The organism is Sorangium sp. So ce176, assembly GCF_051519835.1.
GTDB lineage: Bacteria > Myxococcota_A > Polyangia > Polyangiales > Polyangiaceae > Sorangium > Sorangium cellulosum_G.
The window spans coordinates 5,744,950-5,770,261 of sequence record NZ_CP150371.1 but is presented as its reverse complement, the minus strand read 5'-3'; the positions used below and the strand labels follow the sequence as shown (position 1 = coordinate 5,770,261).

Below are 25,312 nucleotides of genomic sequence, written 5' to 3'. Positions count from 1 at the left end.
CGCTCTCCTCTCTCGTCTCGCTCAGAGCCGCGCGCGCGTACCGAGCCCGCGGGCGCTACGGCCCGGCCCCCGCGCCGCGTGGAGCCGGTCTTTCGGATCGGCGGCGGGGCTGTCCGGGAGGTCGGGTAGATCGGGATCGTCGTCCGGGTCGGGGCCGGGATCCAGGACGAACGCGCAACGGGCCCACGCGCCGCCGGCGATCGCGGCCTGCGCCTCGGGCGCCCCCGGATGCCTCAGCGCGGCCTGCTCCTCGTCGGTGAGCAGCTCATCCTGCCGCTCGGCCACGAACGCGGCCTGCTTGAAGGGGTCGATGCTCAGCTCCGTGAGCAGATCGAACAGATGGTTCATGAGTTCTCCTGTGATTCAGTCGTCGCTGGATTGGCCTCTCGCGGGTCGGCCTGCGGGAGCCGACTCGCGCGGATATCGCGCCACGTGGGATCGAACGCGAGGAGCGCGATCGACTCGACGGTCATCCTCTCGTGCAGATTCGTCACCGAATCGAGGCTCTTCGTGCCATCGAGCACGGCGAGGCCGTCAAGCATCAAGTCGATGTCGCGCCTCGCGGAGATGAGTATCTTCCGGGTCTGCTCGATGACCGTATTCGCGTGAGGATCGTTCATGTGCTTCAGCCCGACAGCGATGAAGTAGCGCGAGACGAGATCCCCCGGGTTCTTCTCAATCCCGCTGATCCCTGTGGCGACCGACAGGGGGAAATTCCCGGCGCAGCTCATGAGCTTTGCGACAGGGGCGTCAACCAAGAGCCGTCTGTTGACGTCGAGCATGAGCCCGTTAAGCAGGCAGGCGCGCGCCTCGTCGAGCTTGCGGAGCATCTCGTCCTCGGGCAGCTCGCGCGCGATGAGTGCCAGGAGGCACGCCTTGAACGCGAAGGCCCAGGCGTACCGCGGGTTGAGCCTGCAGGCCGTCTCGAAGCTCTCCAGCCCCAGCGCCGCGGCGTCGACCCGCCGAGCAGCCGGCACCGCGGATGCTGGCCTGGGGCCCGGCAGCCCGCGCGGCGCGGCGCCGGCCCCCGCGGGGCTCGGCGCGCGGCCGTCGTCCAGCGCGAGCATCGGCAGCAGCCTGGGCATCACCTCGAGCCAGTACTTGTACGTGTACGCTGCGCCCTGGTGGGCGAAGGTCCAGGCGCTCCCTGGCGACAGCCTGGCAGCCTCGTCGAAGTACGCGAGCGCGCTGTCGATGAGCGCGTGCTGCTCGCGCCACTCGGCGAGCGTGTCGGCCGTGCCCAGCCTGTAGATCGCATGACTCCGGTGCGCGTCCGCCCAGTGCGCGTAGGCCCATCCGTAGTCGTGCCTCAGATCCAGCGCCTTGCCGAAATCCTCGCAGCTCTGGTCCCAGTCGTCGATGGCCGCCCGGGCGGCGCCCCGGTGAGCGTAAGCCCACGCGTACCCGCCGTGAATCGCGAGCGCCTGTGTGAAGCACTCGATCGCCTTGGTGTATTCGCCGTTCAGGCGGCGCACCTCGCCGTCCTGGGCGAGCTTCTGCAGCCGCGCGTTTGCCCCTTGGGTCGGCCGCGTACGGTGATTGTCTGTCATCGGATCTCCTCGTCAGTGCACAAGCGTTGGATTCACCCCCGGCGCGGCCTCGCCGTCATCCCAGCCGATGCGCTGCGCCTGCGACGGATGCTGCTCCTTCAGGGCCTTGAGCTCCAGAGCGAGCGCGTCCGAGCGTCGCCTCGCACGGCAGGCCGTCGAGCGGGTGCCTTCCCGGAGCCGCTCGATCATCTCCCAGCCGCAGAGCTCCATCGTCTTTCTCCACCACGACGCGCCAGGCACCCCTGTTCCCGCTCAGATCTGCGCGCGACCGCCGCAGGGGAGGCGAGATCCGGTCCACGGGTCTTGCGCCATTCGGCCGGGGGTCGGGAGCCTCGTCGGGGTCGGGGCCCGGGTTCGAAGGCGACGAGCCCGATGGCCTCGACGGACAGGCGTTCGCGCGACAGCGTCTCGATCGCCGTGCCTCCGCTGCCGGGCTTGTCGAGCAGGTCCAGCCCGAGGAGCATCCCAGCCGTTTGAGCCCCACGGTGACGAGATAGCGGCCGGCCCACTGGGTGCCAGTCGCGCGCCGCGAGGAGCCCGGGCGTCATGTCGGGCTGCTCGCGCGCGATGAGGGCGAGGACGCAAGTCTTGAACGCGCAGACCCACGCGTACCTTGGATTGAGCTCGCGGGCCTTGTCGAGGTCCTGAAGCGCCCGCGCAGCGGCGTCGTTGCCCTTGGAGCTCCGAGCCTCCGGCGCCGGCGTGGGGCCGTTGTCCAGCTCCAAGGCCGGCACCAGCCTGGGCATCACCTCGAGCCAGTACTTGTACGTGTACGTCGCGCCCCGGTGGGCGAAAGTCCAGGCGCTCCCAGGCGACAGCTCGGCCGCTCGCTCGAGGAGCTCGATCCCGCGGTCGATGATCGCGTGCTGCTCGCGCCAGTCCGGGGGCGTGTCGGCCCTGCCCAGCCTGTGGCTCGCATGTATCCGATGGGCTTCCCCCCAGCGCGCGTACGCCCATCCGTAGTCAGGCTTCAGCTCCACCGCCTTCTGAAAATCCGCGCAGCAGGGCTCCCAATCGTCGAGCGCCGCACGGGCGGCGCCCCGGTGGGCGTAGGCCCATGCGTACTCGCCGTCGATCTCGAGCGCCTCGGTGAACCGCCGGATCGCGTCGGTGTACTGACCGTTCTTGCGGCGCACCTCACCCTCCTGGGCGAGGCTCTTGCTTTGCTTACGCTTCTCTTTCCTGACTTCGCCTTCTTCTGCCATGAGACCGCCTCGTCAGTGCACAACCGGTGAATCCACCCCGCCTCCGGCGCCGCCGTCCCAGCCGATGCGCTCCAGCACCTCCGGGTCGACGGCCGCCCGCGCGGCCGGCGGCACGTACAGCGTCGAGACGTCGTCCACCGGAGCCGCCGAGAGCGCCGAGAGCGCCACCCGGTCCAGGCGAGGTGAGGCCAGCGGGTGCGCGGCCGCCTCGTAGATCACCACCTCGTGGGCGGCGGGGTAGCTCTGGCGCAGGCGCTCGCCGAGGGCCTCGAGCCCGCGGCGGATGCGCGCGGCGTCCGACGGATCGAAAACGCCGGCGCAGCCGACCCCGCCGATCTGGCACAGCACGAGCGGCGTGCGGGCGTCGACCGCCCGCCCCCGGATGAGGAAATCGGTCGCCTCGAAGATCTGGAGCCCGTCCCGGCCAGGATCCACCCCGAGATCGGCGAAGAGGCAGTCGATGGACGAGACGCCGGGCAGCATCCGGGCCGAGAACCCCTCGTCGCGCGCCTGCCGGACCGCCGCGTGCGCCGGGCTCGCGAGCACGCCCGGGTGCCCGTAGAACACAGCGCAGACCTTGAGCCCTTTGCGCACCTCGGCGAGGATGCGCTCGACCATCTCCGCGTAGATCGACCGCCGCGGCGTCTTGCCCTTCCCGTAGGGCAGCGACTCGGCCGCCGGGTTCAGGCTGCGCACCCAGCGCGCGGCCCACGCGTCCGCCACCGCGAAGAGCACGCGATCCGCCTGCTGGATCGCGCGCTGGGCCGCGAGGGTCGTCTGGCCGGCCCACTGGATGCCGATTCCCACGACGACGAGAGATCCATCGGTTGACATGCGCTCTGCCCCGTGCCGGCGTCCACGCGTCGGCCGCAGGGGCGATCCATCGCCGTTCCCCGGCCCCCATGGCTTCATGTCCCTCTTAACGTGACGTCGGCCCCGGATCAATCGAACGTGCGTTGACCCGCCAGCGCCGCCGGCGCGCTCGGCCCGGCCTGCGCGCGCCGCTGTCCTCGCGCGCGCTCACGCCGAACTTGCCTGCCCCGCGATCCGCATCGTCCACGCGGGACGGCCGCGACGTCGGCCCCGCATCGCGCGGACGCGGGCGCATCACCGGCCCGTCACGCGGGCGCCCCGTCGGCGCACGGATTGCTCCGGGGCGCACCTGGTGCGCGCGACCACGGCGCGGCGGCCGGGCTCAGGGAGAATCGATGCAGCCAACCGGGCGCATTTCGGCCAGAATTACCGCGAGGGCGGGCAGGGCCTGCGCCTTGCTAGCGCGCTTGATCCAGAAAGCGAGGAGGGTACGCCAGTGTCCGTAGCAGCCAGCCATAGCAGCCAGAACTCGGTCCATTCGGAGCCGCCCCCGCCGGTCTCGATCCCCGGTCTGCGAACGGCGATCGCCAACGAGAAGCTCCGGCAGTGGATCGCGGAGGTCGTCGCGCTGTGCCAGCCGGACAACGTGCACGTGTGCGACGGCTCGAAGGAGGAGTACGACGCGCTCTGCGAGCAGATGGTCAAGGCGGGCACGCTGATCCGCCTGAACCCCGAGAAGCGCCCGGACAGCTACCTCGCCCGCTCCGACCCGAGCGACGTCGCCCGCGTCGAGGATCGCACGTTCATCTGCAGCCGGCGCAAGCAGGACGCCGGCCCCACGAACAACTGGGCCGAGCCGCAGGAGATGAAGGCGACGCTGCGCCGGCTCTTCGCCGGGTCGATGCGGGGCCGGACGCTCTACGTCATCCCGTTCAGCATGGGCCCGGTCGGCTCTCCCTATTCGCACATCGGCGTGGAGCTCAGCGACTCGCCGTACGTCGCGGCGAGCATGCGCATCATGACGCGCATGGGGCGCAAGGTGCTCGAGGCGCTCGGAGACGGCGATTTCGTCCCGTGCCTGCACTCGGTGGGAATGCCCCTCGCCCAGGGCCAGAGCGACGTGCCGTGGCCGTGTAACGCGGAGCACAAGTACATCGTCCACTTCCCGGGAGAGCGGCTGATCTGGTCGTTCGGGAGCGGCTATGGCGGCAACGCGCTGCTCGGCAAGAAGTGCTTCGCGCTGCGCATCGCCTCGGTGCTCGGGCGCGAGCAGGGGTGGCTGGCCGAGCACATGCTGATCCTGGGCGTCGAGTCGCCGAAGGGCGAGAAGACGTATGTCGCCGCGGCGTTCCCGAGCGCGTGCGGCAAGACGAACTTCGCCATGCTCATCCCGCCGAAGGCGTTCGCGGGGTGGAAGGTCACGACGGTGGGCGACGACATCGCCTGGATGAAGCCGGGGCGGGACGGCCAGCTCTACGCGATCAACCCGGAGGCGGGCTATTTCGGCGTGGCGCCGGGGACGTCGGAGAAGTCGAACGCGAACGCGATGGCGACCATCCGGAAGAACACGATCTTCACGAACGTGGGGCTCACGCCGGACGGCGACGTCTGGTGGGAGGGGATGACCGACGAGCCGCCGCCGGAGCTCATCGACTGGCAGGGCAAGCCCTGGACGCCGGACTGCGGGCGCAAGGCGGCGCACCCGAACGCGCGCTTCACGACGTCCGCGTCGCAGTGTCCGTCGATCGACCCGCGCTGGGACGACCCGAACGGCGTGCCCGTCAGCGCGATCATCTTCGGCGGGCGGCGGGCGACGACGGTGCCGCTCGTGTACCAGGCGTTCAACTGGAGCTTCGGCGTCTACATGGCGGCGACGATCGGCTCGGAGATGACGGCCGCGGCCGCCGGCACCATCGGCCAGGTCCGCCGCGACCCGATGGCGATGCTGCCCTTCTGCGGCTACCACATGGGCGATTACTTCAACCACTGGCTGCAGATGGGGCGCCAGATCGTCAATCCGCCCCGCATCTTCTCGGTGAACTGGTTCCGCAAGGACGACCAGGGCAACTTCCTCTGGCCCGGGTTCGGCGAGAACATGCGTGTGCTCAAGTGGATCGTCGATCGCGTGCACGGCCGCGGCTTCGCCGAGGAGAGCCCGCTCGGCTGGATGCCGCGCTACGAGGACCTCGAGTGGCGCGGGATGGAGCGCTTCTCGAAGGAGCAGTTCTATCAGCTCATGGCCGTCGATCGCGAGGCGTGGAAGGTCGAGTTCGGGTCGCACGGCGAGCTCTTCGAGCGGCTCTACGACCGGCTGCCCAAGGAGTTCTTGCTGATGCGCGAGCTGCTCCTGTCGCAGCTCTGGCGCTCTCCGGAGCGGTGGGAGCTCGCGCCCGAGCGCTACCTCGACGAGCACGACGAGCACGACGACGCCGGGGAGCCCGCAGCGTAGCGGCGCTCCCGCGCGCGAGCCCCCGCGCCCGCGAGGCGGCGCGGGGGGCTCCTCCACGACTTCCCTCCACGCGAGCCTCCTTCCAGCGCGCATCTCCTGCGCCAGGGTGGTTCAGTTCCTTTCATCGGAGCGCTCTCTGAATCATTTCAAGAGCGCTGTTCAACTCGCCGCACGACTCGGCCGCTGGGCGGCTCCGCCGCGGTTGCTGCACGATTCCAAGGCTGCTGCGGTCCATTTTTTTGCGGGCCTGGACAGAAGCCGTGCATCGCTGTCGCTTCGAGTCATCATGGGCTGAGTTGGTCCCCGGACAGAGCAGCTCTCCGTGGTCGGAGCGCGCGGCGCCGCAGCCCTCTTCACCTCTGTTTGCGTTAATTTACGTTGGTTTGCGTTAATTTACGCTTGTTTGCGTCGGTCCGCGCCGGTCGCCAGAGGAACCCGGGACAACAGAGCGAGAGGCGAGACGATGATTGCTTACACTGGAAATAAGTACTGGATAGCACCTCTGTTGCTCGCAACGATGTCTGTTGCGTGTGTCGCGCAGGAGGACGATATCGCGGCATGGGAAGCCGATGGCAGCTTCGATCAAGACCAGCAGGGCGTCACGGGCGTGGACGCGGGGGAGACGCTCCTCGTCGGCACCGCGACCGTCGCCGGCACCACCGTGTCGCTGAACGCCGGCACGGTGGACGCCCACCCGATCGCCGCCGTCGCGTCCGGGGCGGTCGCCAAGCTCAAGGTCTACGTCGACGCGACCAACACGGCGACGACACTCCGCCTCGGGCTGTACGCGCGGTCGGGCTCCGCGCCGGGGGCGCTCGTCGCCTCGTGCAACGTCACCGGCGTCACGAACGGCGGCTGGAACGAGTGCGCCGTCTCGGGCGGCCCGAGCGTCACCAGCGGCACCACGTACTACGTGACGGTGCTCGCGCCGTCAGGCGGCAACCCCGTGAAGACGCGCAGGGCCGGCGGCGCCGCCACGTCCTACTGGAAGGCGGGGCAGGGCACCCTGCCGAACCCCTATGGCACGCCGGGGGGCAGCTTCTCCGCGGGCCTGCTCTCGTTCACGGCCGTGGCGGCGAGCACCACCACCCCGATCGACACGATCAGCTGCCCGCCAGGGTACACCGAGGTCTTCCGGGACGACTTCGACGGCACCAGCGTGGACACGACGAAGTGGACGATCGCGAACCAGAACACCAATGCTGACGCCGAGTACATCCGGCTCACGCACATGCTGGCCGCCAACGTCTCGGCCTCGGGCGGCACCCTGAAGATCGCGTCGAAGCGCCACTGCAGCGACCCGTATCCGACCCTCTCTCCCGAGAACCCGGGGCAGTGCGCCGGGGGGACCAACTACTACTCCGGCGGCCTGATCATGGGGAAGCGAGGCTACGCGGCCGGCAAGGGGATGATGATCTTCCGCGCCAGGATGCCCTCTCCGGTCCAGGGCTACTTCCCGGCGCTCTGGGCCAGGAACACCCATAGCTGGCAGACCAACACGTACGGGGAGCTCGACCTGGTGGAAAAATGGTGGGACCCGCTCACCAAGGGGGTCCACTCGGACGACGACCTGATGGCGCAGACCACGTGGATCTACGACGGGACGAACAGCCTGCACACGAACGGGAACGTCTTCGGTCCGTACGCCGGGTCCAGCACCGGATTCCACGTGTGGGAGGTCGAGTGGGACGCCACCGTGACGCCGGCGACGATCAAGTACTACTACCGCGACGCGCCCAGCTCCACCCGTCACAACATCCGCACCGTCACGTACAGCTCGGGGTGGAACGGGGCGATGACGGACGCGCTGATGAAGGCGGCCATCGACGACGCCGGCTGCAGCGCGGGCAACTGCGGCTTCCGGCCGTACGTCGACTTCGCCGTCCAGCCCGACACGCGCTATCACGTGAGCCCGGACGCGGCGACGACGTATGACCCGACCGATCTCGAGGTCGACGCCGTGATCACCTGCGACGGGTAGGCCCTCTGTCGCGCGCGGCGGCGCCGCCGTCACGCCGGCTCGTCGCGCTCGACGTCGATGTGCACGAGCACCTCGGCGTCGGGCTCGACGGCGAGGATCGCGTCGCGCGCGCGGTCGCTCCTCGCGTGCGCGCGGGCGAGGGGGATGTCGCCCGGCAGCTCGATGTGCACGTCCACGAACAGCGTGTGTCCGGCGACCCGCGTGCGCAGCGCGTGGTGGCCGAGGATCTCGCCTGCCGCGCGCAGGGCGTCGAGCGCGGCCTCGATGGCGCGGACGCGCTCCTCGGGGGCGCTCGTGTCGATGAGGTCGCGCACGCCGAGGCGGAGGAGGGCCCCCGCCGAGGTGAGGATGTAGAGGGCGACAGCGATCGACAGGACGCCGTCGACGCGGGTGAAGCCGGTCGCGTGCGTGACCGCGACGCCGAGGAAGATCGCGAGGTTCGCCGCGATGTCGGTGCGGTAGTGGACGGCGTCGGCCTGGATGGCGCTCGAGCCGGTGCGCGCGGCGACGCGGCCGAGGTACGCCACGAGCGCCGCGGTGACAAGCGCGGCGGCGGCCATGGCGCCGAGCGTGACCGCGGCGAGGCGGAGCGGCTCGGGCGAGAGCAGCCGCCGGACCCCCTCGACGAGCAGGTAGACGCCCGAGCCGCCGATGAGCAGGCCCTGGCCGGCGGTCGCGAGCGTCTCGATCTTCGCGTGGCCGAACGGGTGCGAGCGATCGGGCGCGGCGTGGGCGAGCTGGATGGCGAGGGCGTTCGCCGACGAGGCGAAGAGGTCGGTGAGCGAGTCGACGGCGCTCGCGGTGACGGCCATGGAGTGGCCGAGCTGGCCGGCGACGAGCTTGCCGAGGGCGAGGCCGCCGGCGGTCGCGGCCGCGATGCGGCCGGCGCGCAGCGCGGCGCGGGCGCGGGCGGCGGGGTCGAGGCGGCCGCCAGGGCCGCTGCCGGCGGCGGGGCCGCCGCTGCCGGCGGCGGGGCCGCCGCTGCCGGCCGGGCCGGCCTCCGCGCCCGGATCGAGGCGCGCGGCCGCGTCGGGGAGGGCGCCGGGGTCGGGGAGGGCGCCGGGGTCGGCGGCGCGCGCAGCGGGAGACCGTCCGCTCATCGCGGGCAGGCTACCCCGCGGCGCCCGCGCTCGTCATGCCCCCCGCGCGCCTCGACCCGGCGGCGCGCCTCACCGCCGGAAGGCAGGCGCATCGTCGACAGGCGCGAGCGAGAGCCCCATGATCAGGTCGTCCACGAACGTCCCGTCGTCGGCGCGCACGAAGCCGCGGCGCGTCCCCTCGTGCGCGAACCCGACCGAAAGGTAGAGCGCGATCGCCCGGCCGTTGTCGGCCCGCACGTAGAGCTCCACCCGCAGCACGCGCCCCCCGTCCGCGTCGCGGTGCGCGCGCGCCCACTCGAGCATCCGCTCCAGCAGCGCCCGGCCGACCCCGAGCCCCTGCGCCTCCGGGTGCACGCCGAGCCCGAGGATGCCCACGTGGTGCACCATCCTCGGCCTGAGCCGCAGCAGCGTCACCTCGCCGGCGAGGCCGACCCCCTCCAGCTCGGCGGCCAGGCACAGCGCCGAGCCGTCCGTCGCCGTGAGCCCCGCGCGATCCCGCTGCTCGGCGTAGGCCGCTGCGTCCGCCGGCAGCTCGTCCTCGTGCTTCACGATGCCGTGCCGCGCGCGCACGATCGCCCGCTCGAGCTCGAGCTGAGCGGCGGCGTCCTCGCGCGCGATTTCCCGGAGGATGCAGTGACGGCCGCCCCGGAGCGGGGCTCGACGCGGTTCCAAGCGCATGGTGGGCTCCGAGGCTAACGGCCACCGCGCGCCCTGTTCGAGCGGGAAATTCCCCTTTCGCGCTGGGACGTTCCCCTCCTCGCGATGGCGCCGACGGACGCGCCGGCGCCCGCCGGCTCACCCGAGCCCTGTCCTCGACAGACCGGGCAGGCGCGCGTGGGCCGGCGCCGCCTCGAGGAACCTGCGCCGCCTCCGCGGCCGCCCCTGTCGCGCGGCGGCTACGCCACGGCGCGGTTCAGGTGCGCGGGGGTGCCCGCCGCCGACGGGCGGAGCTCGACCTTGACCCACCCGGCCTCGCGCCGATCGAAGGCCTTGTAGGCGTCGATCGCGGACTCGAGCGGCGCCTGCTTCGTGATGATCGTTGTGGGATCGACCTGGCCGGTCTGCACGAGGTCGACGAGCTTCGGGATGTACTTCCTGTGGTTGCAGTTGCCCATCTGGAGGGTGAGGTTCTTGTTCATCGCCTCGCCGATGGGGAACGTGCGCGACGTCTGCGGATAGACCCCGATCACCGAGATCGTCCCCGCCTTGGCCACGCACCGGACGGCCCACTGCAGCACCTGCGACGGGCCGTCGCCGGCGCGGAAGGTGTCGCCCTTGGTCCGCGCGTCCGGGGAGATCTGCTTGACCTCCAGGTCGAACGCCTTGGCCTGCTGCTTCGCCTCCTTGTGGGCGGGGCCGTCGTGCGGCCGCTCGGCGTCGACGCCCACGGCGTCGATCGCCCGGTCCACGCCGATGCCGCCGGTGAGGCGCATGATCGCCACGAGCGGGTCCTCGGCGGAGAAGTCGATCGTCTCGGCGCCCTGCGCGCGCGCCATCTCGAGGCGGTCGGGGACCTGATCGATCGCGATGATGCGCCCCGCGCCCATGAGCTTGGCGCTCGCGATCGTGAACAGGCCGACGGGGCCGCAGCCGAAGATCGCGACGGTGTCACCGGGCTTGATCTCGGCGAGCTCGGCGCCGAAGTACGCTGTCGGGAAGATGTCGGAGAGCAGGATGGCCTGGTCGTCGCTGACGCCGTTTGGCAGCTTGACGAGGCCGACGTTGGCGAAGGGGATGCGCGCGAACTCCGCCTGGAGCCCGTCGAACGGCCCTGACATCTTGGGTCCGCCGAAGAACGCCGTGCCCGCGTGCTTGCCGTTCGGGTTCGCGTTGTCGCATTGCGCGTAGTACGCCGCGCGACAGTAAGAGCAGTAGCCGCACGCGATCGTCGACGGCACGACGACCCTGTCGCCCTGGGTCAGGTTCCTGACGTCGGCGCCGAGCTCCTCGACGACGCCGACAGCCTCGTGGCCGAGCACGGTGCCCGGGACCATCCCCGGCATCGTGCCGCGGATGAAGTGGAGATCGGTCCCGCAGATGGCGCTCGCCGTGATCCGGAGGATCACGTCGGTCGGCTCCTTGATCTTCGGCTCCTTGATGTCGTCCATCCGGATGTCGCCGATGTCGTGAAAGACTACCGCCTTCATGAGTGCTCGCTTTCTCCCTTCAGGGTTCTACCGGCGCGCCGGGCTGCCTGCCCGGGGGCGCGGCGCGCGGCGCGATGACAGAGGTCGTGCCTCCGAACGCCACTTTCTGTGCCGATCCCGTGCCAGCGCGCGCGGAGCGCGGTCAGGCGCGGACAGAAGAGCCATCGCTGTGCCAGAGCGATGGAGCGAGGGGGTGGGCGCGGCAGCGGCGAGTTGCCGAGTCTGGTGGCGTGAGCTGCTCCTCCGGGTGAAGCGTTCGTGGCAATTTGTCTCGGCTGTGGCCAGCTGGCGCTTCTTCGGTGGATGTGCTGGCACGCTCGGCTGATAGCCTCGGCGCATGTCCACCCTGCCGCCGGGGCCGAGCAGCAAGCTCTTGAGCCTGATCCGGTACCTGCGGGATCCCATCGGCTGCATGGTGCCGTTCGCGCGCAGGTACGGCGATCCCTTCTCGTTTCCCGGCAAGCCCCCGCTGGTGTGCACCGGCGATCCCGCCGGCATCAAGGCCATCTACACGGCGGATCCCGACACGTTCGCCCCGCTGTCGGCGGACCTGTCCGTGTTCCTGGGGCAGAGCTCGCTGCTCCTGCAAAAGGGCCCCGAGCACCGCCGGCTGCGCAGGCTCATGATGCCGCCGTTCCACGGGGCGCGCATGCGCGCCTACGGGGAGGCGATGTGCCGCCTGGCCGAGCAGCACACGGCGGACTGGAGGCCGGGACAGCCTGTGACGGTGTACGAGGTCGCGCAGCGGATCTCGCTCGACGTGATCTTGCAAGCCGTCTTCGGCGTGAGCGAGCCGGGGCGCATGGCCGAGCTGGCCGCGCTGCTCCTGGATCTCCTCGACGGGATCTCGCCGCTCATCGCGCTCTTCCCGTCGCTGCGGCGCGAGCTCGGCGGGGTCGGCCCGTTCGCCGCGTTCCTGCGGCGGCAGCGCCTCGTGCACGACCGGCTCGACGCGCTGATCGCGGCGGCGCGCGCGGCCGGCCCGCGCGAGGACATCCTGAGCCTCCTGGTCGAGGCGCGCGACGAGGACGGCCGGCCCATGAGCGACGAGGAGATCCGGGACCAGCTGATCTTGCTCGTGTTCGCCGGGCACGAGACCACGGCCATCTCCGTCGCGTGGGCCTTCTACGCGCTGCACCGGCCCGAGAACGCCGCGGCGCTGGAGCGGCTGCGCGCCGAGCTCTCGGTGCTGGGGCGCGACCCGGAGGTGGAGGCGCTGGACAGGCAGCCGTACCTCGAGGCCGTCTGCCAGGAGACCCTGCGCCGCTACCCGCTCGCGCCGGCGCCCGGCCCGCGCATGCTGCTGCGCCCGCTGGAGCTCATGGGCTACGCCCTGCCGGCCGGCGTGGGGGTGAGCGTGGCGATCGGGGTCGCGCACTTCCGCGAGGACGTCTATCCCGAGCCGCTGCGCTTCCATCCCGAGCGCTTCCTCGAGCGCAAGTTCACGCCGTTCGAGTTCGTGCCCTTCGGCGGCGGGGCGCGGCGCTGCCTCGGCGCGACCATGGCCGCCTACGAGATGCGGCTCTTGCTCGGCACGATCCTGCGGCGTTACAGGCTGCGCCTCGCGTCCCTGCGACCCGACCCGGGGAAGGTGCGCGCCGCCAACGCCGGGCCTGCGCACGGCGTGCGCATGATCGTCGAGGAGCGGCTGGCAGCGAACAGACAACCACGCTGTTGAGCGGTCCGACCCGGCCGGAGATGCGGTGTCTCGGGCGGATCCGATCACCGCCCTTCGCGCCGCAGACTCCCTGTCTGCCCCCGCGCCGGCGCCGCCGCGTGCGCCGCGAGCGCGCCCCGGACCGGGCCGCGATCGCGGCCGCCCGCCCGCACCGGGTCGGCCTCGCCGACCAGCACCGACAGGGCGCGCGCCTGCGTCCTCGCGGAGCCCGCCAGCGCGGAATCGCCGGCCTGCGCGGCGAGCGCCGTGAGCCGCCGCGCCACGCCGAGGGCCGCCGGCAGCGCGCCGGCAGCGACGTACGCGGCCGCGAGCTCCTGCAGCAGCCCGGCGTCGTCGCCCCGGAGCGCCACGGCCGCCTCCAGGTCGGCGATCGCCTCGCCGCGCCGCCCCTCGCGCGCCCGGAGCGCCGCCCGGGCGCGGTGGCCCTCGACGAAGCCGCGCACGTGGTCCAGCCCCACGGTGTACGTGCGCTCCGCCTCGCGCAGATCGCCCGCCCGCTCGTACAGCGCGCCGAGCCCGAGGTACGCCGGGCCGTACGTGGCGTCGAAGCGGACCGCCTCGAGGTACCGCGTCAGCGCCACGTCGGCCTCCCCGGCGGCGGCGCGCGCCCCGGCCTGGCGCGTCAGCTCGGCCGCCTGCGCCGTCGCCCAGCCGACCGCCTGCGCCGTCGCCCCGGCGGCGGCCTCCGACGCGCGGGCCGGCCCGGCCCCGTGCAGCAGCGCCGCGGTGAGCGCGACGGCGAGGGCGCGCGCTCGCCGCACCGCGCTCGCCGCTCCGCCGCACCGCCCTGCGCACACCGCCCCGATCGTACCGGCGGCCGACCGACCGGGCAATCGTGGGCCCGCGCGGCGCGCGCCGCCGCGCCGCCGCGCCGCCGCGTGGTCCCCGCCACGCCGCAGCGCGCTGCTCAACTTCGCGCGCCGCGCGCCTGCCCGGAAGGCAGCCGCCCGGCGCGAGTTCGCGTAGGATGCCGGGTCATGGGTGACGACCTGCGCTTCCCGGACGCGTTCCTGTTCGGCACTGCCGGCTCGGCCACGCAGGTCGAGGGGCACTGTGCGCAGAGCGACTGGGCCGCGTTCGCGCGCGAGCCGGGGCGCGTCCGTGGCGGGGACACGCCGGACGCCGCGTGCGACCAGCTCCACCGCTTCCGCGAGGACGTCGCGCTCCAGGCGCGGCTCTGCATGGGGGCCCACCGGCTCTCCATCGAGTGGGCGCGGGTCGAGCGGGAGCCGGGCGAGTTCGATCCGGCCGCGTGGGACCACTACCGCGACGTCCTCGGGGCGCACCGCGAGGCGGGGATCACCCCGATGGTCACCGTGCACCACTTCACCCTGCCGCGCTGGGTCGCGCTGCGCGGCGGGCTCCTCTCGCAGGAGCTGCCGGCGCTCCTCTCGCGCTTCGCCGAGCGCGCCGTCGAGGCGCTCGGCGATCTCTGCCAGCTCTGGGTCACCATCAACGAGCCCAACATGCTCGCCCTCCAGGCGCACCTGCTCGGCGTCTGGCCGCCGGCGCGGAGCTCGCCTGTCGAGGCTGTGCGCGCCCACCAGAACCTCTTCCGCGCCCACGCCGCCATGTACCGCGCCATGCACGAGGCCGCGGGCCGCCGCGGCCACTCCATCGAGGTCGGCGTCGCGCACCACCTGCGCGTCATCGAGCCGGAGCGGTTCGGGCGCCTCGCCGACCGCATGTGGGCGGCGCTCTTCGAGCGGCTGTTCAACGACGCGTTCGCGCGCGCCGTGTGCGACAGCGGCCTGCACGACTTCTTCGGGGTGAACTACTACAGCCGCGATCTGGTCCGCTTCTCGGCCGCGCACGCGCGCGCCGGGTTCCTCCGGCGCCTCGTCCCCGAGGGCTCCGAGGTCAGCGATCTCGGCTGGGAGATCTACCCGGAGGGGCTCGGTCACGTGCTCGACGCCTGGTGGCCCCGCGCGCGCGTCCCGATGTACATCACCGAGAACGGCATCGCCGACGCCGACGACGACCAGCGCCCGCGGTTCCTCGTGCGGCACCTCGCCGAGGTCGCGCGGGCGATCGAGCGCGGCGTCGACGTGCGCGGGTACATGCACTGGTCGCTGCTCGACAGCTTCGAGTGGGCCGAGGGGTACGCCCCGCGCTTCGGGCTCGTCGAGGTCGACCACGTGACCCAGGAGCGAAGCCCGCGGCCGAGCGCCGAGCTCTACGCGCGGATCGCGCGCGCGCGCCGCATCGACGCCGGCGGCGTGGGCGGCGCGTTGATGGAGGGCGGCGCCGCGCCCGCGTGACGGACAGCACCCGAGAGGCACGACCCATGCGCATCGCGCTGCTTTACCCACCGCCCTGGAAGATCCCCGCGCCCGGGGAGGCGCCCGACACGAGCGGCGACGGCCCGCCGGCGGATTACCGCGAGGGCGACCTCGACCCGGACTTCCACCAGACCCCCTACGGGCTCTTCTCGCTGGGCGCGCAGGCGATCCGGGCGGGCCACCAGGTGAAGGTGCTGAACCTCTCGTCGTACCCGTTCTCGCAGGTCGAGCGGATCGTGCGCGAGCTCGACGCCGACGTCTTCGGCCTGTCGTGCTGGACCGCCAACCGGCGCGGCGTGGCGCTCACCGCGCGCTGCATCCGGCGGCTCCACCCCGCGGCGCACATCGTCGTCGGCGGCCCGCACGCGACCCCGCTCGCGGCCGAGATGCTGCGCCACCACCCCGAGATCGACACGGTGGCGCTCGGCGAGAGCGAGCACTCGTTCCTGGAGCTCCTCGACCGCCTCGAGGCCGGCCGGCCCGCGCTCGGCATCGCCGGCACGGCCTACCGGGTCGACGGCCGCGTCGAGCTCGGCCCGCCCCGGGCCGCGATCGAGGACCTCGACGCGCTCGAGTCGCCGCACGACCACTTCGCCACGCACATCGTGATGACCTCGCGCGGCTGCGCCTGGGCCTGCACCTTTTGCGGCGCCGAGGCGACCTGGGGGCGCGGCTTCCGCGGCCAGTCGGTGCCCCGCGTGCTCGACGCGCTCGAGGCGGCCGTGAACAAGCTCCCTGTGAAGATGGTCCAGGTCAAGGACGACACCTTCACGACGAACAGGAAGCGCGTCATCGAGATCTGCCGCGGCATCCGCGAGCGCAAGATCTCGTTCCTGTGGAGCTGCGACACGCGCGTCGACGTGCTCGGCGAGGACCTGATCCGGGAGATGCGCCTCGCCGGCTGCCAGCGCCTGAGCCTCGGCGTCGAGTCGGGCTCTCCGTCGATCCTGAAGAACATCGACAAGAAGATCACGGTCAAGAAGATCATCGAGTCGACCGAGCTCGCGAAGAAGTACGGGATCCAGGTCCGCTACTACATGATGCTGGGCAACCGCGGCGAGACGGCGGAGACGTTCCGGGAGACGCTCGCGTTCCTGGAGGCGGCGAGGCCGCACCAGTACATCTTCTCGTGCCTGTCGATTTACCCCGGGACGCGCGATTTCGACGACGCCGAGGCGGCCGGCTGGCTCGAGCGCGACGTCTATTTCCGCGGCGACTTCCAGGAGCTCAAGACGCCGTTCGACGCCTCGGAGGAGGACACGGCGCTGATGAGCGCCTGGTTCGAGAAGAACAAGGGGCTCCGCGACCTCTACCGCGAGGGCGTGGAGGAGCGCCGGGCGATCCTCGAGCGGCTCGGCGATCACCACGCCGCGCACCTGGAGCTCGGGGTCGCCCACCTCGACGCGGGGCAGCTCGATCTCGCGGAGCGCCACGCCGCGCGCGCGCTGGAGCTCGGCTATCCGCTGCCGGGGCTCGCGTACAACGCGCTCGCGTGCGTCGCGGCGGCCCGGCGCGACTGGCAGGCGATGCAGGATCACTTCACGGCGGCGGCGAAGCGCGATCCGCAGCACGCCGTGCTCATTCGCAACGTGCAGGCGGCGCGGGCGTGGTACGCGAAGGGCGGTCCGGACCGTGGGCTGCCGCTCGACCTTGTCGCGCGCTGCGACTTCCAGCTCCTCGAGCGGACGGTGCAACCTGCGCTCCCGGGGCCGCTCCCGGAGGACTTCGCTGGTTGGCCGCCGGCCGCGGCCCGGCCCGCGCGCGCGGCCGAGGCGGGTGGCCGCGAGGCGGCCGCGCAGCGCGGGCGGCTCCGCGTCGTGCCGTCGTAGCGGCGCGGGGGAGCGGGTGAGCGGCGCGCGCGGGTGAGCGACGCGCGCGACGCGCCACCCACCGGTTCAATCCGTCGGGCCGCTACATCGGCGTTTCCACAGCACGGATTCCGTCGCGACGCGATACCGTCGTTCGCACACGGGTCCACGTGTCGACTTCGTGCGGTGCACCGAGTCGCTCATTGACACCTTGTTGTGGGCCTTGATACGACAATATTGCCGCTCTGTGTTCCGTTCGCGAGTCTCGAAGGTCGAGGTCGCGCGACGTTGTTGGGTGGTCCGCGTCGGGGGGCAGGCAGCGGCATCAGGGGACGGATCCGCCTTTGGGCGAAGGAGCGCTGCAATGAAAAAGTCTGTCAAGATTACAATCCTCGGGGCCATTTCGACGCTGAGCCTCGCCGCGTGCGATGCGGGCCCTGTCGGTCAAACAGGGGATTTCAGCGGTGAGAGCGGCGAGCGCGTCGGTCGGGCGACGCAAGCGCTGTCGGTGTGCGTGGACGTCCAGCGCGGCCTGCCCGGCGGCGCTGTCGAGGACACGTTCCTCGACGCGGCGGCGCCGACCCACGCGAGCGGCGATAGCCTGGTGCTGTACAGCGGCCTGTCGAGCGGCAGCGAGAAGCGCTCGCTCCTCAAGTTCGATCTCGGCTTCATCCCCGCGGGCTCGGTCATCGACTCGGCCACGTTGAAGCTCTACCAGATCTGGAGGAACGGCGAGAGCACGGTGCGCGTGCACCGGGTGAACGAGCCCTGGTCGGAGTCGACGGCGACATGGGCGAGCTCGGCCAGCAGCCATGACGCGGCCGTCGCGAGCACGATCGCGGCGCCCAGCCAGCTCGCCGGCTTCGTCACTTCGGATCTGACGGCGCTCGTCCAGGGCTGGTCCGACGCAGGGGACAACCATGGCATCGCGCTCGAGGAGGATCTGGTCCTGAAGACGGAGTTCAAGAGCAGCGAGGAGGCGAACGCGGCGAGGCGGCCGATGCTGAGCGTCTGTTACACGGCGCCGACCTGCGACGACGGCGTCCAGAACCAGGGCGAGTCCGGCGTCGACTGCGGCGGCCCCTGCGATGCATGTCCCCCGGCGGGCGTGAGGATCACCGCGCCAGGGCAGGCCTACGGGCACCACGGCGCGTGCGAAGGCTGGAACGGCTGCGGCGACGCGGCCACCTGCGCGCTCTGGGCGTGTGAGATCAACGGCTACCCCTCGCTCGTGTCGTACGGCGCGGACGCGCCGTGCACCGAGTTCGACAATTGCAACCTGTTCTACGCCCAGGGGGACATCGAGTGGAACTGGGGCAACTGGTGCGAGGTCCGCGGCGTCACCGACATCGTCTGCGGCGGGGCGGAGCCCCCGCCGGACCCGACCTGCGACGATGGCGTGCAGAACCAGGGGGAAGAGCTCGTCGACTGCGGCGGCCCCTGCGCCGCGTGCCCGGGCGGCGTGCCGATCACCGCGCCGGGGGAGGCCTACGGTCACCACGGCAACTGCGAAGGCTGGAACGGCTGCGGCGACGCGGCCACCTGCGCGCTCTGGGCGTGTGAGGTCAACGGCTACTCCCAGCTCGTGTCGTACGGCCCGGACGCGCCGTGCACCGAGTTCGACAACTGCCACCTGTTCATCTCCCAGGGGAACATCGACTGGAACTGGGGCAACAGCTGCGAGGTCCGCGGCGTCACAGGCGTCGTCTGCGCGAACTAGCTGAGCCCGCCGAGCAGGCGCGGGGCACGCGCAGCCGGGGTTCCGGTGGGCTTCGGGGCATGCTACCCGCCCTCCATGTCGTCGACCACAGACCACGGCCGGCCCGGCGCTGTCGCGGGGCCGGCCGCGGAGCACCCTGCCCAGAGCGCACGGGCGCTCAGCCACGCCGAGCGCTGCCGCACCCTGGCGGAGCGGGCCCGCGCCGCGACGCTGTGCACGATCGCGCGGGATCCAGCGGGCTATCCCTATGGATCGCTCGTCACGGTCGCCGTGGACGCGCACGGCCGCCCGTTGCTGCTGCTCTCGGCGCTCGCCGAGCACACGGGCAACCTCAAGGCGCGCACCGAGGCGTCGCTGCTCCTCGCCGAGCCCGCCGAGGGCCGGGCGGACCCGCTCGCGCTCGGGCGCATGACGCTGGTGGGCCCGTGTCGCCCGCTCGAGGGCGCCGAGGCGGCCGCCGCCCGGACGAGGTTCCTCGCGGCGCACCCGCGCGCTTCGTATTACGTGGATTTCACTGACTTTTCCTTCTATCGGCTCGACCCCGTGTCGATCCGCTACGTCGGCGGCTTCGGCCGGATGTCGTGGGTCGAGGCCGCCGAGTACGCGGCCGCCGAGCCCGATCCGCTCGCGCCCGACGCCGCGCGCATCCTCGAGCACATGAACTCCGATCACGCCGACGCCGTCCTCGCGTATGCGAAGGCGCTCGCCGGGATCAAGGACGCCACCGGCGCCTCGATGACGTCGGTCGACCGCTACGGCTTCGAGCTGGACGTCATCACGCCGGCGGGGCCGAAGGCGGCGCGGCTCGCGTTCCGCGCGCCGGTCACGACGACCGACGAGGTGCGCAAGGCGATGGTGGCGCTGGTGCGCGAGGCGCGCGGCCGCAGCGCCTGAGAGACGATCGCGATGGCGGGCATCGCGCTGGCCCTCCGCGACAGCGCCCGGCCGAGCGGCCGGCAGGGCGGCAGCGCCGTCGCCGCCATGGCGCCGCCACCCCCGGAGCGCCCCTCGTGCCCCAGCATTCCCCAGCACCGCGCTGATTTCGGCTCGCCGTTTCGCTGGCGCGCGCCTGGCACGCGCCCTGCCAACCGCGCGCCGCATGGGAAACGCCGACATCACCCTGCGTCACATCGCCCGACGGCGGCCCGGAGACCTGGCGCGCGTCTTTGCCCCCGAGCACCGCTCGGTCGAGGTCCTCGGCTGGATCGACACCCAGGTCACGAAGCTCGAGCGACGCCTCGACAAGGCGCTGCGCCTGCGCGTCGGCGGCGAGCTGCGCGTGTTGCATGTCGAGTTCTGCTTCGCGCTGCGCGACGACGTTCCGGATCAGGTCTTCGAGTATCTCGGCTTCCTCTTCACCGCGCTGCGCAACGAAGCACCCGGAGAGCCGGTGCCGCCCATCGAGAGCGTGGCCGTTGTCCTCTCGGGCCGGAGGCAGCGCTTGCCCGCGACGGGGAAGCGCCGCACGGCGTGGCCGGAGCGGCGGTTCAGCGGCACGCACTTCCGGATCGACGCGGTGTATCAGCGCACCGTGGCCGAGCTCCGGGCGCGCGGCAGCGTGTTCTGGCTGGTGTTCGCGCCGCTCGCCCGGGACGCTACAGCGGCGGCGATGCGGGAGGTCGTCGCCGACATCCACGCGCGGGCAGAGGCCGGCGAGGAGCGGAACGAGCTATATACAGCGCTCCTGGTCATGGCGGCCATCGACCCCTGGGGACATGATCTGCGGAAGGAGCTCATCATGCTGTTCGATGACAGGGAAACGGAGAAAAAGCTGCTCCGGAGCATGCCGATCATCGGCGAAATGATCCTGGAAGCCGAGCGGCAAGCGGCGCAGCGCGCCGAGAAAAGGGGTGAGAAGAGGGGTGAAAAGCGCGGCGAGAAGAGGGGTGAAAAGCGCGGTGAGAAGAGGGGTGAAAAGAGAGGCGAGCAGAAAGGAGAGCAGAAGGCCATCGCGGAGCTGCTCGGCCGGCTCTTCGCCCGGCGGGTCGGGCGCCGGCCGACGGCCGAGGAGGAGCGATCGATCGTCGAGCGCGCGCTCGCGATGGGACCGGGCGAGGTCGAGGACGCCTTGCTCGATCTCGACGCCGAAGCGCTGGTGCGCTGGCTCGCCGAGCCGAACCGCCGGTGACGCGCCTCCCGAAGCCGTGGGGCGGGCGCGCTCATGACCCACGAAGGGGGCGAGGATCCCGGACACCCGAGCCTGCCGCAGGCCTGGCGATACGCCGTCGTGGGCCTCAGCCTCGAGCTCGAACGGAGGCGCGGCGGCGCCCGTCACGCCTCGCGGCGCCGCGGGCCGCGCGGCATCGTCGCGCGGCGCGCGCGCGCCAGGGCGTGGTGGAGCCCGCTCTGGAGCGAGCTCAGCGTGACGATCTCCCGCAGGTCGATGCCGATGCCCACCATCGTCTGCGCGACCTCGGGGCGTACGCCCGTCAGGATGACCTCCGCGCCGAGCAGCTTGACCGCCTGAGCCGCCCTGATCAGCGAGTCCGCGACCTCGGCGTCCACCACCGGCACGCCGGTGACATCGAGGATCACCGTGGCCGCGCGCTGCGCGACCACCCCGTGCAGCAGCCGCTCCAGGAGCTGCTCGATGCGCACCCGGTCGAGCCGGCCGACGAGGGGCATCACGAGGATCCCCGCGTCGAGCGGGATGAGCGGCGTCGAGAGCTCCCGGATCGTCGCCTCCTGCGCGTGGATCATCTGCTCCTGGAGCGCGGCCCGCTCCGCCTCGGCCCGACGGAGCTCGGTCACGTCGTACCCCTCGGCGATCACGAGGACGCTCTCCCCCGACGCGCCGAGGATCGGCTTCATCTTCAGCTCGAGCGTGGCCGCGCGACCGCCCGGCCCGTGAACCTGCGCCTCGCACGAGGAAGGCGCGCCCGACGCGGCCTTCTGGACGCACGCCTCGATGTGCTCCTCCACGCCGGGCGCGTCGCCCCAGAACGGCGCCCGCCAGAGCGGCTCGCCGCGGCCGTCGTCCGGCCGGGCCCCGGTGAAGTCGGCCATCGTCCTGTTGACCTCGAGCAGGTCCCCCTTCGGGGTGAGCAGCCCGATGAACATCGACGTCTCGTCGAAGATCGCGCGGAACTTCTGCTCGCTCTCGCGGAGCGCCTGCTCGCGCCGGAGCTGCTCCGTGATCGGGCGCGAGAAGGCCGCGAAGAACTGCTCATCGCCGTTCTGGACGAGGTGAGAGCTGACCTCGACGTCGATCAGGTGACCGTCCTTGTGGACGTGCCTGGCGACGAAGCGGTGCGCCCCCTTGGCCCTGATCTCCTCGATGATGGCGGCGACCTCGTGCGCCGGCCGCGCGTCGATCTGGCCGATGTGCATCGTCAGGAGCTCGCTCCGCTCGTATCCCACGATGCCGGCGAAGGACGGATTGCAATCGAGGATCTCGCCGTTCATCCCGACGACGTGGAATCCCTCGATGGCCGCCTGCAGGATCAGCCGCGTCCGCTCCTCGCGGCGGCCCAGCTGATCGTGCAGTCTCTCGATCTCCTTGCGCAGCCCGGCGTTCTCCGCCCGGAGCCGCTCGATGCTGTCCTGCTCTGCCGCCACCTTCGCTCTTCCTTCCGTCATCCCCGCCGCCCGCCCGGTCGCTCTGCCCGGCGCAGCGAGACCTCCTGACACTAGCCGATCCTGGCGCGGGGCTGCGCGCTCGTCGCGGCGAGCGTGCCCTTTCGCGCGGTGCTCGCCGGCGAGCGGACAACCTGCGCCGATGGAGGGAGGGCTGCGCGAACGCCGTGAGCCCCCCGAGCGCTCGCTCCCCCTGCGAGCGCCGCGCCGCCGGACGGCGCCGCCTGGGCGCCGCGAGACGAGCGCCGCCGGCGCGGGGGCCCTGGGGGCGGGCCCGGGGCTGCGCCGATCTCGCCAGCTGCGCCCACGTGTCGCAGATGGTGTGGCCTGGATTACGCCTATTGAGTTTGAGTCAACTGGATGAATGTGGCTGCGATCACGCTGCTTGTTGACACCTGTCGTGACAGCGAGTCCAATGTTTGCTGCGTAACGCGACGTTCAGGAAACGCGAGACATGGGATCCCGTGACAGCACCCCTCGATGTGATCGTGCCGAGCTCGTGGAGCTCCTGGCTCGGACGCTCGGCAGCGCCGCGGCGGCGGAGGTCGTCGACCGGGAGGGGAAGAGGCTCGGGCTGAAGGACGCCAGCATGCCGATCGACACGGCGTTCGCGGTGCTCGACGCGCTCGCGGCGATGCCCGGCGTGATCGGCACCGCGGCCAGCGTCGCGCGGACCGAGCTGCGCGTCGCGGCGGTCCGGCGCCGGCTCGGGGAGCGGCAACGGCGGTAGACCCCGGGGCCCACGGCCGGGCCGCAGCGACGTGAGAGGAGACGTGAGAGGATCTTCATGGTTTCGGAACCAGCAAGTCGACCCATCCTCGTCGTGGACGACAATCCGGACATCCATGTGCTCATGGAGCGGATGCTCGTGCCCAGGTCGATCCACGATCCGGAGATGGTCCGCGGGCTGCACGCCCTCGAGTCGCGCCTGTTCGGCGCCGAGCCGCCCGAGGAGGCCTCCGACGTCCTCCACGGGCTCAGGTTCTCCATCGACTCGGCCCACTCGGGCAGAGATGGAATCGCCCTCGTCGAGGCGAACCCGAGCAGGTATTTCCTTGCGTTCGTCGACATGCGCATGCCGCCGGGCATCGACGGTATCGAGACGATCAAGGGGATCTGGAGCGTCGCGCCGGACATCTACACGGTCATCTGCACCGCCTACTCCGACTATAGCTGGGACGAGATGGCGAATGAGCTCGGGTGCGCGCCCAACCTGCTGATCCTCCGCAAGCCGTTCGAGGCCATCGAGGTCCGGCAGATCGCCGCGACGGTCGCGCGCATGTACGACTCGCTGTCTCGCGTGAAGGCGTCGGTGAGCAAGCTGGAGGAAGAGCTCGTGAGCGCCATGGAGAGCGTGTCGCAGGTCGAGGAGCGGTCGATGGCGCTCCTCGCCGAGATCGCCGACCCGTGCCTCCTGCTCGATCGCGAGGGCGAGATCCTCGGCGCGAACCCGAGCGCCCACGACCTGTTCGGCGTGGACGAGGAGCTGCTTTACGGGCGCGACGTCGCGTCGGTGCTCGTCGACGTCCAGGCCCCGCTCCCGAGCGCGCGCGCTGTCGCGCGGAGCCGGCTCGCCTGCTCTCACAGCCGCGCGATCGAGGCCAGCGTCACGCTGACCCCCGTCGGGTCGCAGCCCGGCGCCGCCGGCGAGTTCATCGCGCGGATCCGGGTGACCCCTCCGGCGTGAGCGCGCCGATCGGGAGCGGGCTCGTGACGAACATGCCGGCCGGGCCGCGCGTCACGACGAACCCTCCGACGGCGAGGCGCGCGTGCGCGACGTCCACCGTCCCGCGCGAGACGCCCGCCTCGAGCGCCATGGCGCGCGCCGAGGGGAGCCGAGCGCCCGGGGAGTGCGCGCCGTTCCCGCCTGCCCACGGCTGCCCGTCGCCCGCCGTGACGGGCCGTGGCCTCGACGCCGGCCCCTCTGCCATGGCATGAGGGCTCCATGCCCGAGCGAGCTGTCTCGATTTCCCTCTCCGACGGCAACGCGGTCTCGGGCGTGATCCACGCGCCCGCTGCGCGCGCGAAGCGCTCCGGCGTGGCCGTGGTGCTGGGCCATGGGGCCGGCGGCGACATGCACGCGCCGCTGCTGGTCGACGTCGCCAGGGGGCTCGAGGACCGCGGGCACACGGTGCTGCGCTTCAACTTCCCGTACAAGGAGCTCGGCCGGAAGGCGCCCGACCGTCGGGAGAAGCTCGAGGCGGCCTACGAGGCGGCGATCGCGAGGCTGCGGAAGGAGAAGCCGGAACGGCTGGTGATCGGCGGCAAATCGATGGGGGGGCGGATCGCCTCGCTCCTCGCGGCGCGGGCCGTCCCTTGCGATGGGGTCGTGTTCCTCGGCTACCCGCTGCACCCCGCGGGCAAGCGCGACGCGCTCCGCGACGAGCACCTCTCGGCGATCAAGGCGCCGATGCTCTTCCTCCAGGGGACCCGAGATCCGCTGTGCGATCTCGCGCTCCTCCGGCCGGTGCTGAAGCGCCTCGGCCGCCGGGCGCGCTTGCATGTGGTGGAGGGGGGCGATCACTCGCTCGAGGTCCTGAAATCGGCGGGGCGGACGCGGGAAAGCGTGCTCGCCGAGATCGTCACGGGCATCGAGGGCTGGCGCGTGAAGCGTGTCCCTGCGGGGAAGGCATGAGTGCAACGCCGTCGATGCGGATCGACGCGGCGGCGAGCACCCTCGGGCGCCCGACCCTCGGGTGGACGATGCGCGCTCCCTGTTGCCGCTCGTTCTTCACCACCCCGTCAGGGCGCTCCGCTGGGTTGCGCCGGCCCCGGCCGGCCCTGGCGGGTGAACGGAGCCACTGAACCGCTGGCCGGGGGGCTTTCCCCTCCAAATGGATGGAAAACTGCCAACTCGTTGGCAAGGCGCCACACCCGCCCACCGGATCTGCTACGTTGCCGCCGCACCCGGCGACGTGGAGCGGCCATCTGGCCGCGACGCGCGGACCTTCGATCCGTGGCTGAAGCGCCACCCGAAGGTCTTCGCCTAGCTGTTCACAACGG

General features: G+C 71.8%; 22 protein-coding genes. 11 read left to right on the top strand and 11 right to left on the bottom strand.

Annotated features, from left to right (window positions below):
• Positions 1 to 21 precede the first annotated feature (21 nt).
• The 5 genes from WMF42_RS21555 to WMF42_RS21535 are packed head-to-tail and all read right to left on the bottom strand — an operon-like array spanning position 22 to position 3,562.
• A complete protein-coding gene (locus WMF42_RS21555) occupies positions 22 to 348 on the bottom strand; it encodes a hypothetical protein (protein WP_061607311.1) in 327 nt (108 codons plus the stop codon).
• Complete coding sequence (locus tag WMF42_RS21550) at positions 345 to 1,550, bottom strand: tetratricopeptide repeat protein (protein WP_437693962.1); 1,206 nt, start codon at positions 1,548 to 1,550, stop codon at positions 345 to 347. The genes WMF42_RS21555 and WMF42_RS21550 overlap by 4 nt, the downstream gene beginning before the upstream one ends.
• 12 nt (positions 1,551 to 1,562) lie before the next feature.
• Positions 1,563 to 1,760: a hypothetical protein gene (locus WMF42_RS21545; RefSeq protein ID WP_061607309.1), complete on the bottom strand. Its 198-nt coding sequence runs from the start codon at positions 1,758 to 1,760 to the stop codon at positions 1,563 to 1,565.
• Positions 1,736 to 2,755, bottom strand: coding sequence for a tetratricopeptide repeat protein (locus WMF42_RS21540; protein WP_437693960.1), 1,020 nt, complete (start codon positions 2,753 to 2,755; stop codon positions 1,736 to 1,738). The genes WMF42_RS21545 and WMF42_RS21540 overlap by 25 nt, the downstream gene beginning before the upstream one ends.
• Before the next feature lie 12 nt (positions 2,756 to 2,767).
• Positions 2,768 to 3,562, bottom strand: a complete 795-nt coding sequence (locus WMF42_RS21535) for an SAM-dependent methyltransferase (RefSeq protein ID WP_199693594.1) — start codon at positions 3,560 to 3,562, stop codon at positions 2,768 to 2,770.
• Positions 3,563 to 4,130: 568 nt separating this feature from the next.
• On the opposite strand from WMF42_RS21535, the gene WMF42_RS21530 reads away from it, so the two are divergent.
• Positions 4,131 to 6,017: a phosphoenolpyruvate carboxykinase (GTP) gene (locus WMF42_RS21530; protein WP_061607321.1), complete on the top strand. Its 1,887-nt coding sequence runs from the start codon at positions 4,131 to 4,133 to the stop codon at positions 6,015 to 6,017.
• A 517-nt stretch (positions 6,018 to 6,534) separates the two neighbouring features.
• Positions 6,535 to 7,998, top strand: coding sequence for a DUF4082 domain-containing protein (locus tag WMF42_RS21525; protein WP_061607305.1), 1,464 nt, complete (start codon positions 6,535 to 6,537; stop codon positions 7,996 to 7,998).
• Between the two features lie 29 nt (positions 7,999 to 8,027).
• Here WMF42_RS21525 and WMF42_RS21520 read toward each other — a convergent pair whose 3' ends face one another.
• The 3 genes from WMF42_RS21520 to WMF42_RS21510 all read right to left on the bottom strand — a co-directional run bounded on the left by WMF42_RS21520 (position 8,028) and on the right by WMF42_RS21510 (position 11,245).
• Positions 8,028 to 9,098 (bottom strand): cation diffusion facilitator family transporter, encoded by a 1,071-nt coding sequence (locus WMF42_RS21520; RefSeq protein WP_437693958.1) that lies wholly within the window; start codon positions 9,096 to 9,098, stop codon positions 8,028 to 8,030.
• Positions 9,099 to 9,167: 69 nt separating this feature from the next.
• Positions 9,168 to 9,776: a GNAT family N-acetyltransferase gene (locus WMF42_RS21515; RefSeq protein WP_081426068.1), complete on the bottom strand. Its 609-nt coding sequence runs from the start codon at positions 9,774 to 9,776 to the stop codon at positions 9,168 to 9,170.
• Between the two features lie 218 nt (positions 9,777 to 9,994).
• Positions 9,995 to 11,245 carry a zinc-dependent alcohol dehydrogenase gene (locus tag WMF42_RS21510; RefSeq protein ID WP_061605419.1) on the bottom strand — a complete coding sequence of 417 codons (1,251 nt, stop codon included), beginning with the start codon at positions 11,243 to 11,245 and terminating at the stop codon, positions 9,995 to 9,997.
• Between the two features lie 337 nt (positions 11,246 to 11,582).
• Between WMF42_RS21510 and WMF42_RS21505 the strand changes: the two genes are divergently transcribed.
• Positions 11,583 to 12,923, top strand: coding sequence for a cytochrome P450 (locus WMF42_RS21505; protein ID WP_437693956.1), 1,341 nt, complete (start codon positions 11,583 to 11,585; stop codon positions 12,921 to 12,923).
• Positions 12,924 to 12,967: 44 nt separating this feature from the next.
• Here WMF42_RS21505 and WMF42_RS21500 read toward each other — a convergent pair whose 3' ends face one another.
• Entirely contained in the window at positions 12,968 to 13,684 is a 717-nt protein-coding gene (locus WMF42_RS21500; RefSeq protein ID WP_437693954.1) for a tetratricopeptide repeat protein, read from the bottom strand.
• Positions 13,685 to 13,900: 216 nt separating this feature from the next.
• Between WMF42_RS21500 and WMF42_RS21495 the strand changes: the two genes are divergently transcribed.
• The 5 genes from WMF42_RS21495 (at position 13,901) to WMF42_RS21475 (ending at position 20,861) form a co-directional block, all read left to right on the top strand.
• Entirely contained in the window at positions 13,901 to 15,184 is a 1,284-nt protein-coding gene (locus tag WMF42_RS21495) for a glycoside hydrolase family 1 protein (protein WP_061612919.1), read from the top strand.
• Between the two features lie 26 nt (positions 15,185 to 15,210).
• Positions 15,211 to 17,034 (top strand): radical SAM protein, encoded by a 1,824-nt coding sequence (locus tag WMF42_RS21490; RefSeq protein ID WP_437693951.1) that lies wholly within the window; start codon positions 15,211 to 15,213, stop codon positions 17,032 to 17,034.
• Between the two features lie 343 nt (positions 17,035 to 17,377).
• A complete protein-coding gene (locus tag WMF42_RS21485; protein ID WP_437693949.1) occupies positions 17,378 to 18,733 on the top strand; it encodes a DNRLRE domain-containing protein in 1,356 nt (451 codons plus the stop codon).
• A gap of 75 nt (positions 18,734 to 18,808) precedes the next feature.
• Positions 18,809 to 19,627 carry a HugZ family protein gene (locus WMF42_RS21480; protein ID WP_437693947.1) on the top strand — a complete coding sequence of 273 codons (819 nt, stop codon included), beginning with the start codon at positions 18,809 to 18,811 and terminating at the stop codon, positions 19,625 to 19,627.
• A gap of 205 nt (positions 19,628 to 19,832) precedes the next feature.
• The gene (locus tag WMF42_RS21475; RefSeq protein WP_061605676.1) at positions 19,833 to 20,861 is read left to right on the top strand and encodes a hypothetical protein; all 1,029 of its coding nucleotides are present in this window, start codon (positions 19,833 to 19,835) and stop codon (positions 20,859 to 20,861) included.
• 143 nt (positions 20,862 to 21,004) lie between these two features.
• Here the strand turns inward: WMF42_RS21475 and WMF42_RS21470 are convergent, their stop codons facing one another.
• Entirely contained in the window at positions 21,005 to 22,291 is a 1,287-nt protein-coding gene (locus tag WMF42_RS21470; protein WP_061605675.1) for a PAS domain S-box protein, read from the bottom strand.
• Positions 22,292 to 22,808: 517 nt separating this feature from the next.
• On the opposite strand from WMF42_RS21470, the gene WMF42_RS21465 reads away from it, so the two are divergent.
• The gene (locus tag WMF42_RS21465; protein WP_061605674.1) at positions 22,809 to 23,039 is read left to right on the top strand and encodes a hypothetical protein; all 231 of its coding nucleotides are present in this window, start codon (positions 22,809 to 22,811) and stop codon (positions 23,037 to 23,039) included.
• A 57-nt stretch (positions 23,040 to 23,096) separates the two neighbouring features.
• Entirely contained in the window at positions 23,097 to 23,996 is a 900-nt protein-coding gene (locus WMF42_RS21460; protein ID WP_081426099.1) for a PAS domain-containing protein, read from the top strand.
• Here the strand turns inward: WMF42_RS21460 and WMF42_RS21455 are convergent.
• The gene (locus WMF42_RS21455; RefSeq protein WP_437693944.1) at positions 23,962 to 24,240 is read right to left on the bottom strand and encodes a GntR family transcriptional regulator; all 279 of its coding nucleotides are present in this window, start codon (positions 24,238 to 24,240) and stop codon (positions 23,962 to 23,964) included. The genes WMF42_RS21460 and WMF42_RS21455 overlap by 35 nt on opposite strands.
• A gap of 14 nt (positions 24,241 to 24,254) precedes the next feature.
• On the opposite strand from WMF42_RS21455, the gene WMF42_RS21450 reads away from it, so the two are divergent.
• Positions 24,255 to 24,944, top strand: a complete 690-nt coding sequence (locus WMF42_RS21450; RefSeq protein WP_061605671.1) for an alpha/beta hydrolase family protein — start codon at positions 24,255 to 24,257, stop codon at positions 24,942 to 24,944.
• Positions 24,945 to 25,312: the final 368 nt, after the last annotated feature.

Excerpts from the sequence above, each read along its gene's own strand:
- WMF42_RS21525 (WP_061607305.1), top strand. The coding sequence starts at position 6,535 with ATGTCTGTTGCGTGTGTCGCGCAGGAGGACGATATCGCGGCATGGGAA.
- WMF42_RS21490 (WP_437693951.1), top strand. The coding sequence starts at position 15,211 with ATGCGCATCGCGCTGCTTTACCCACCGCCCTGGAAGATCCCCGCGCCC.
- WMF42_RS21475 (WP_061605676.1), top strand. The coding sequence starts at position 19,833 with ATGGGAAACGCCGACATCACCCTGCGTCACATCGCCCGACGGCGGCCC.
- WMF42_RS21515 (WP_081426068.1), bottom strand. The coding sequence starts at position 9,776 with ATGCGCTTGGAACCGCGTCGAGCCCCGCTCCGGGGCGGCCGTCACTGC.
- WMF42_RS21480 (WP_437693947.1), top strand. The coding sequence starts at position 18,809 with ATGTCGTCGACCACAGACCACGGCCGGCCCGGCGCTGTCGCGGGGCCG.
- WMF42_RS21540 (WP_437693960.1), bottom strand. The coding sequence starts at position 2,755 with ATGGCAGAAGAAGGCGAAGTCAGGAAAGAGAAGCGTAAGCAAAGCAAG.
- WMF42_RS21550 (WP_437693962.1), bottom strand. The coding sequence starts at position 1,550 with ATGACAGACAATCACCGTACGCGGCCGACCCAAGGGGCAAACGCGCGG.
- WMF42_RS21455 (WP_437693944.1), bottom strand. The coding sequence starts at position 24,240 with ATGGCAGAGGGGCCGGCGTCGAGGCCACGGCCCGTCACGGCGGGCGAC.
- WMF42_RS21460 (WP_081426099.1), top strand. The coding sequence starts at position 23,097 with ATGGTTTCGGAACCAGCAAGTCGACCCATCCTCGTCGTGGACGACAAT.
- WMF42_RS21485 (WP_437693949.1), top strand. The coding sequence starts at position 17,378 with ATGAAAAAGTCTGTCAAGATTACAATCCTCGGGGCCATTTCGACGCTG.
- WMF42_RS21510 (WP_061605419.1), bottom strand. The coding sequence starts at position 11,245 with ATGAAGGCGGTAGTCTTTCACGACATCGGCGACATCCGGATGGACGAC.
- WMF42_RS21505 (WP_437693956.1), top strand. The coding sequence starts at position 11,583 with ATGTCCACCCTGCCGCCGGGGCCGAGCAGCAAGCTCTTGAGCCTGATC.
- WMF42_RS21520 (WP_437693958.1), bottom strand. The coding sequence starts at position 9,098 with ATGAGCGGACGGTCTCCCGCTGCGCGCGCCGCCGACCCCGGCGCCCTC.
- WMF42_RS21495 (WP_061612919.1), top strand. The coding sequence starts at position 13,901 with ATGGGTGACGACCTGCGCTTCCCGGACGCGTTCCTGTTCGGCACTGCC.
- WMF42_RS21545 (WP_061607309.1), bottom strand. The coding sequence starts at position 1,760 with ATGGAGCTCTGCGGCTGGGAGATGATCGAGCGGCTCCGGGAAGGCACC.
- WMF42_RS21450 (WP_061605671.1), top strand. The coding sequence starts at position 24,255 with ATGCCCGAGCGAGCTGTCTCGATTTCCCTCTCCGACGGCAACGCGGTC.
- WMF42_RS21555 (WP_061607311.1), bottom strand. The coding sequence starts at position 348 with ATGAACCATCTGTTCGATCTGCTCACGGAGCTGAGCATCGACCCCTTC.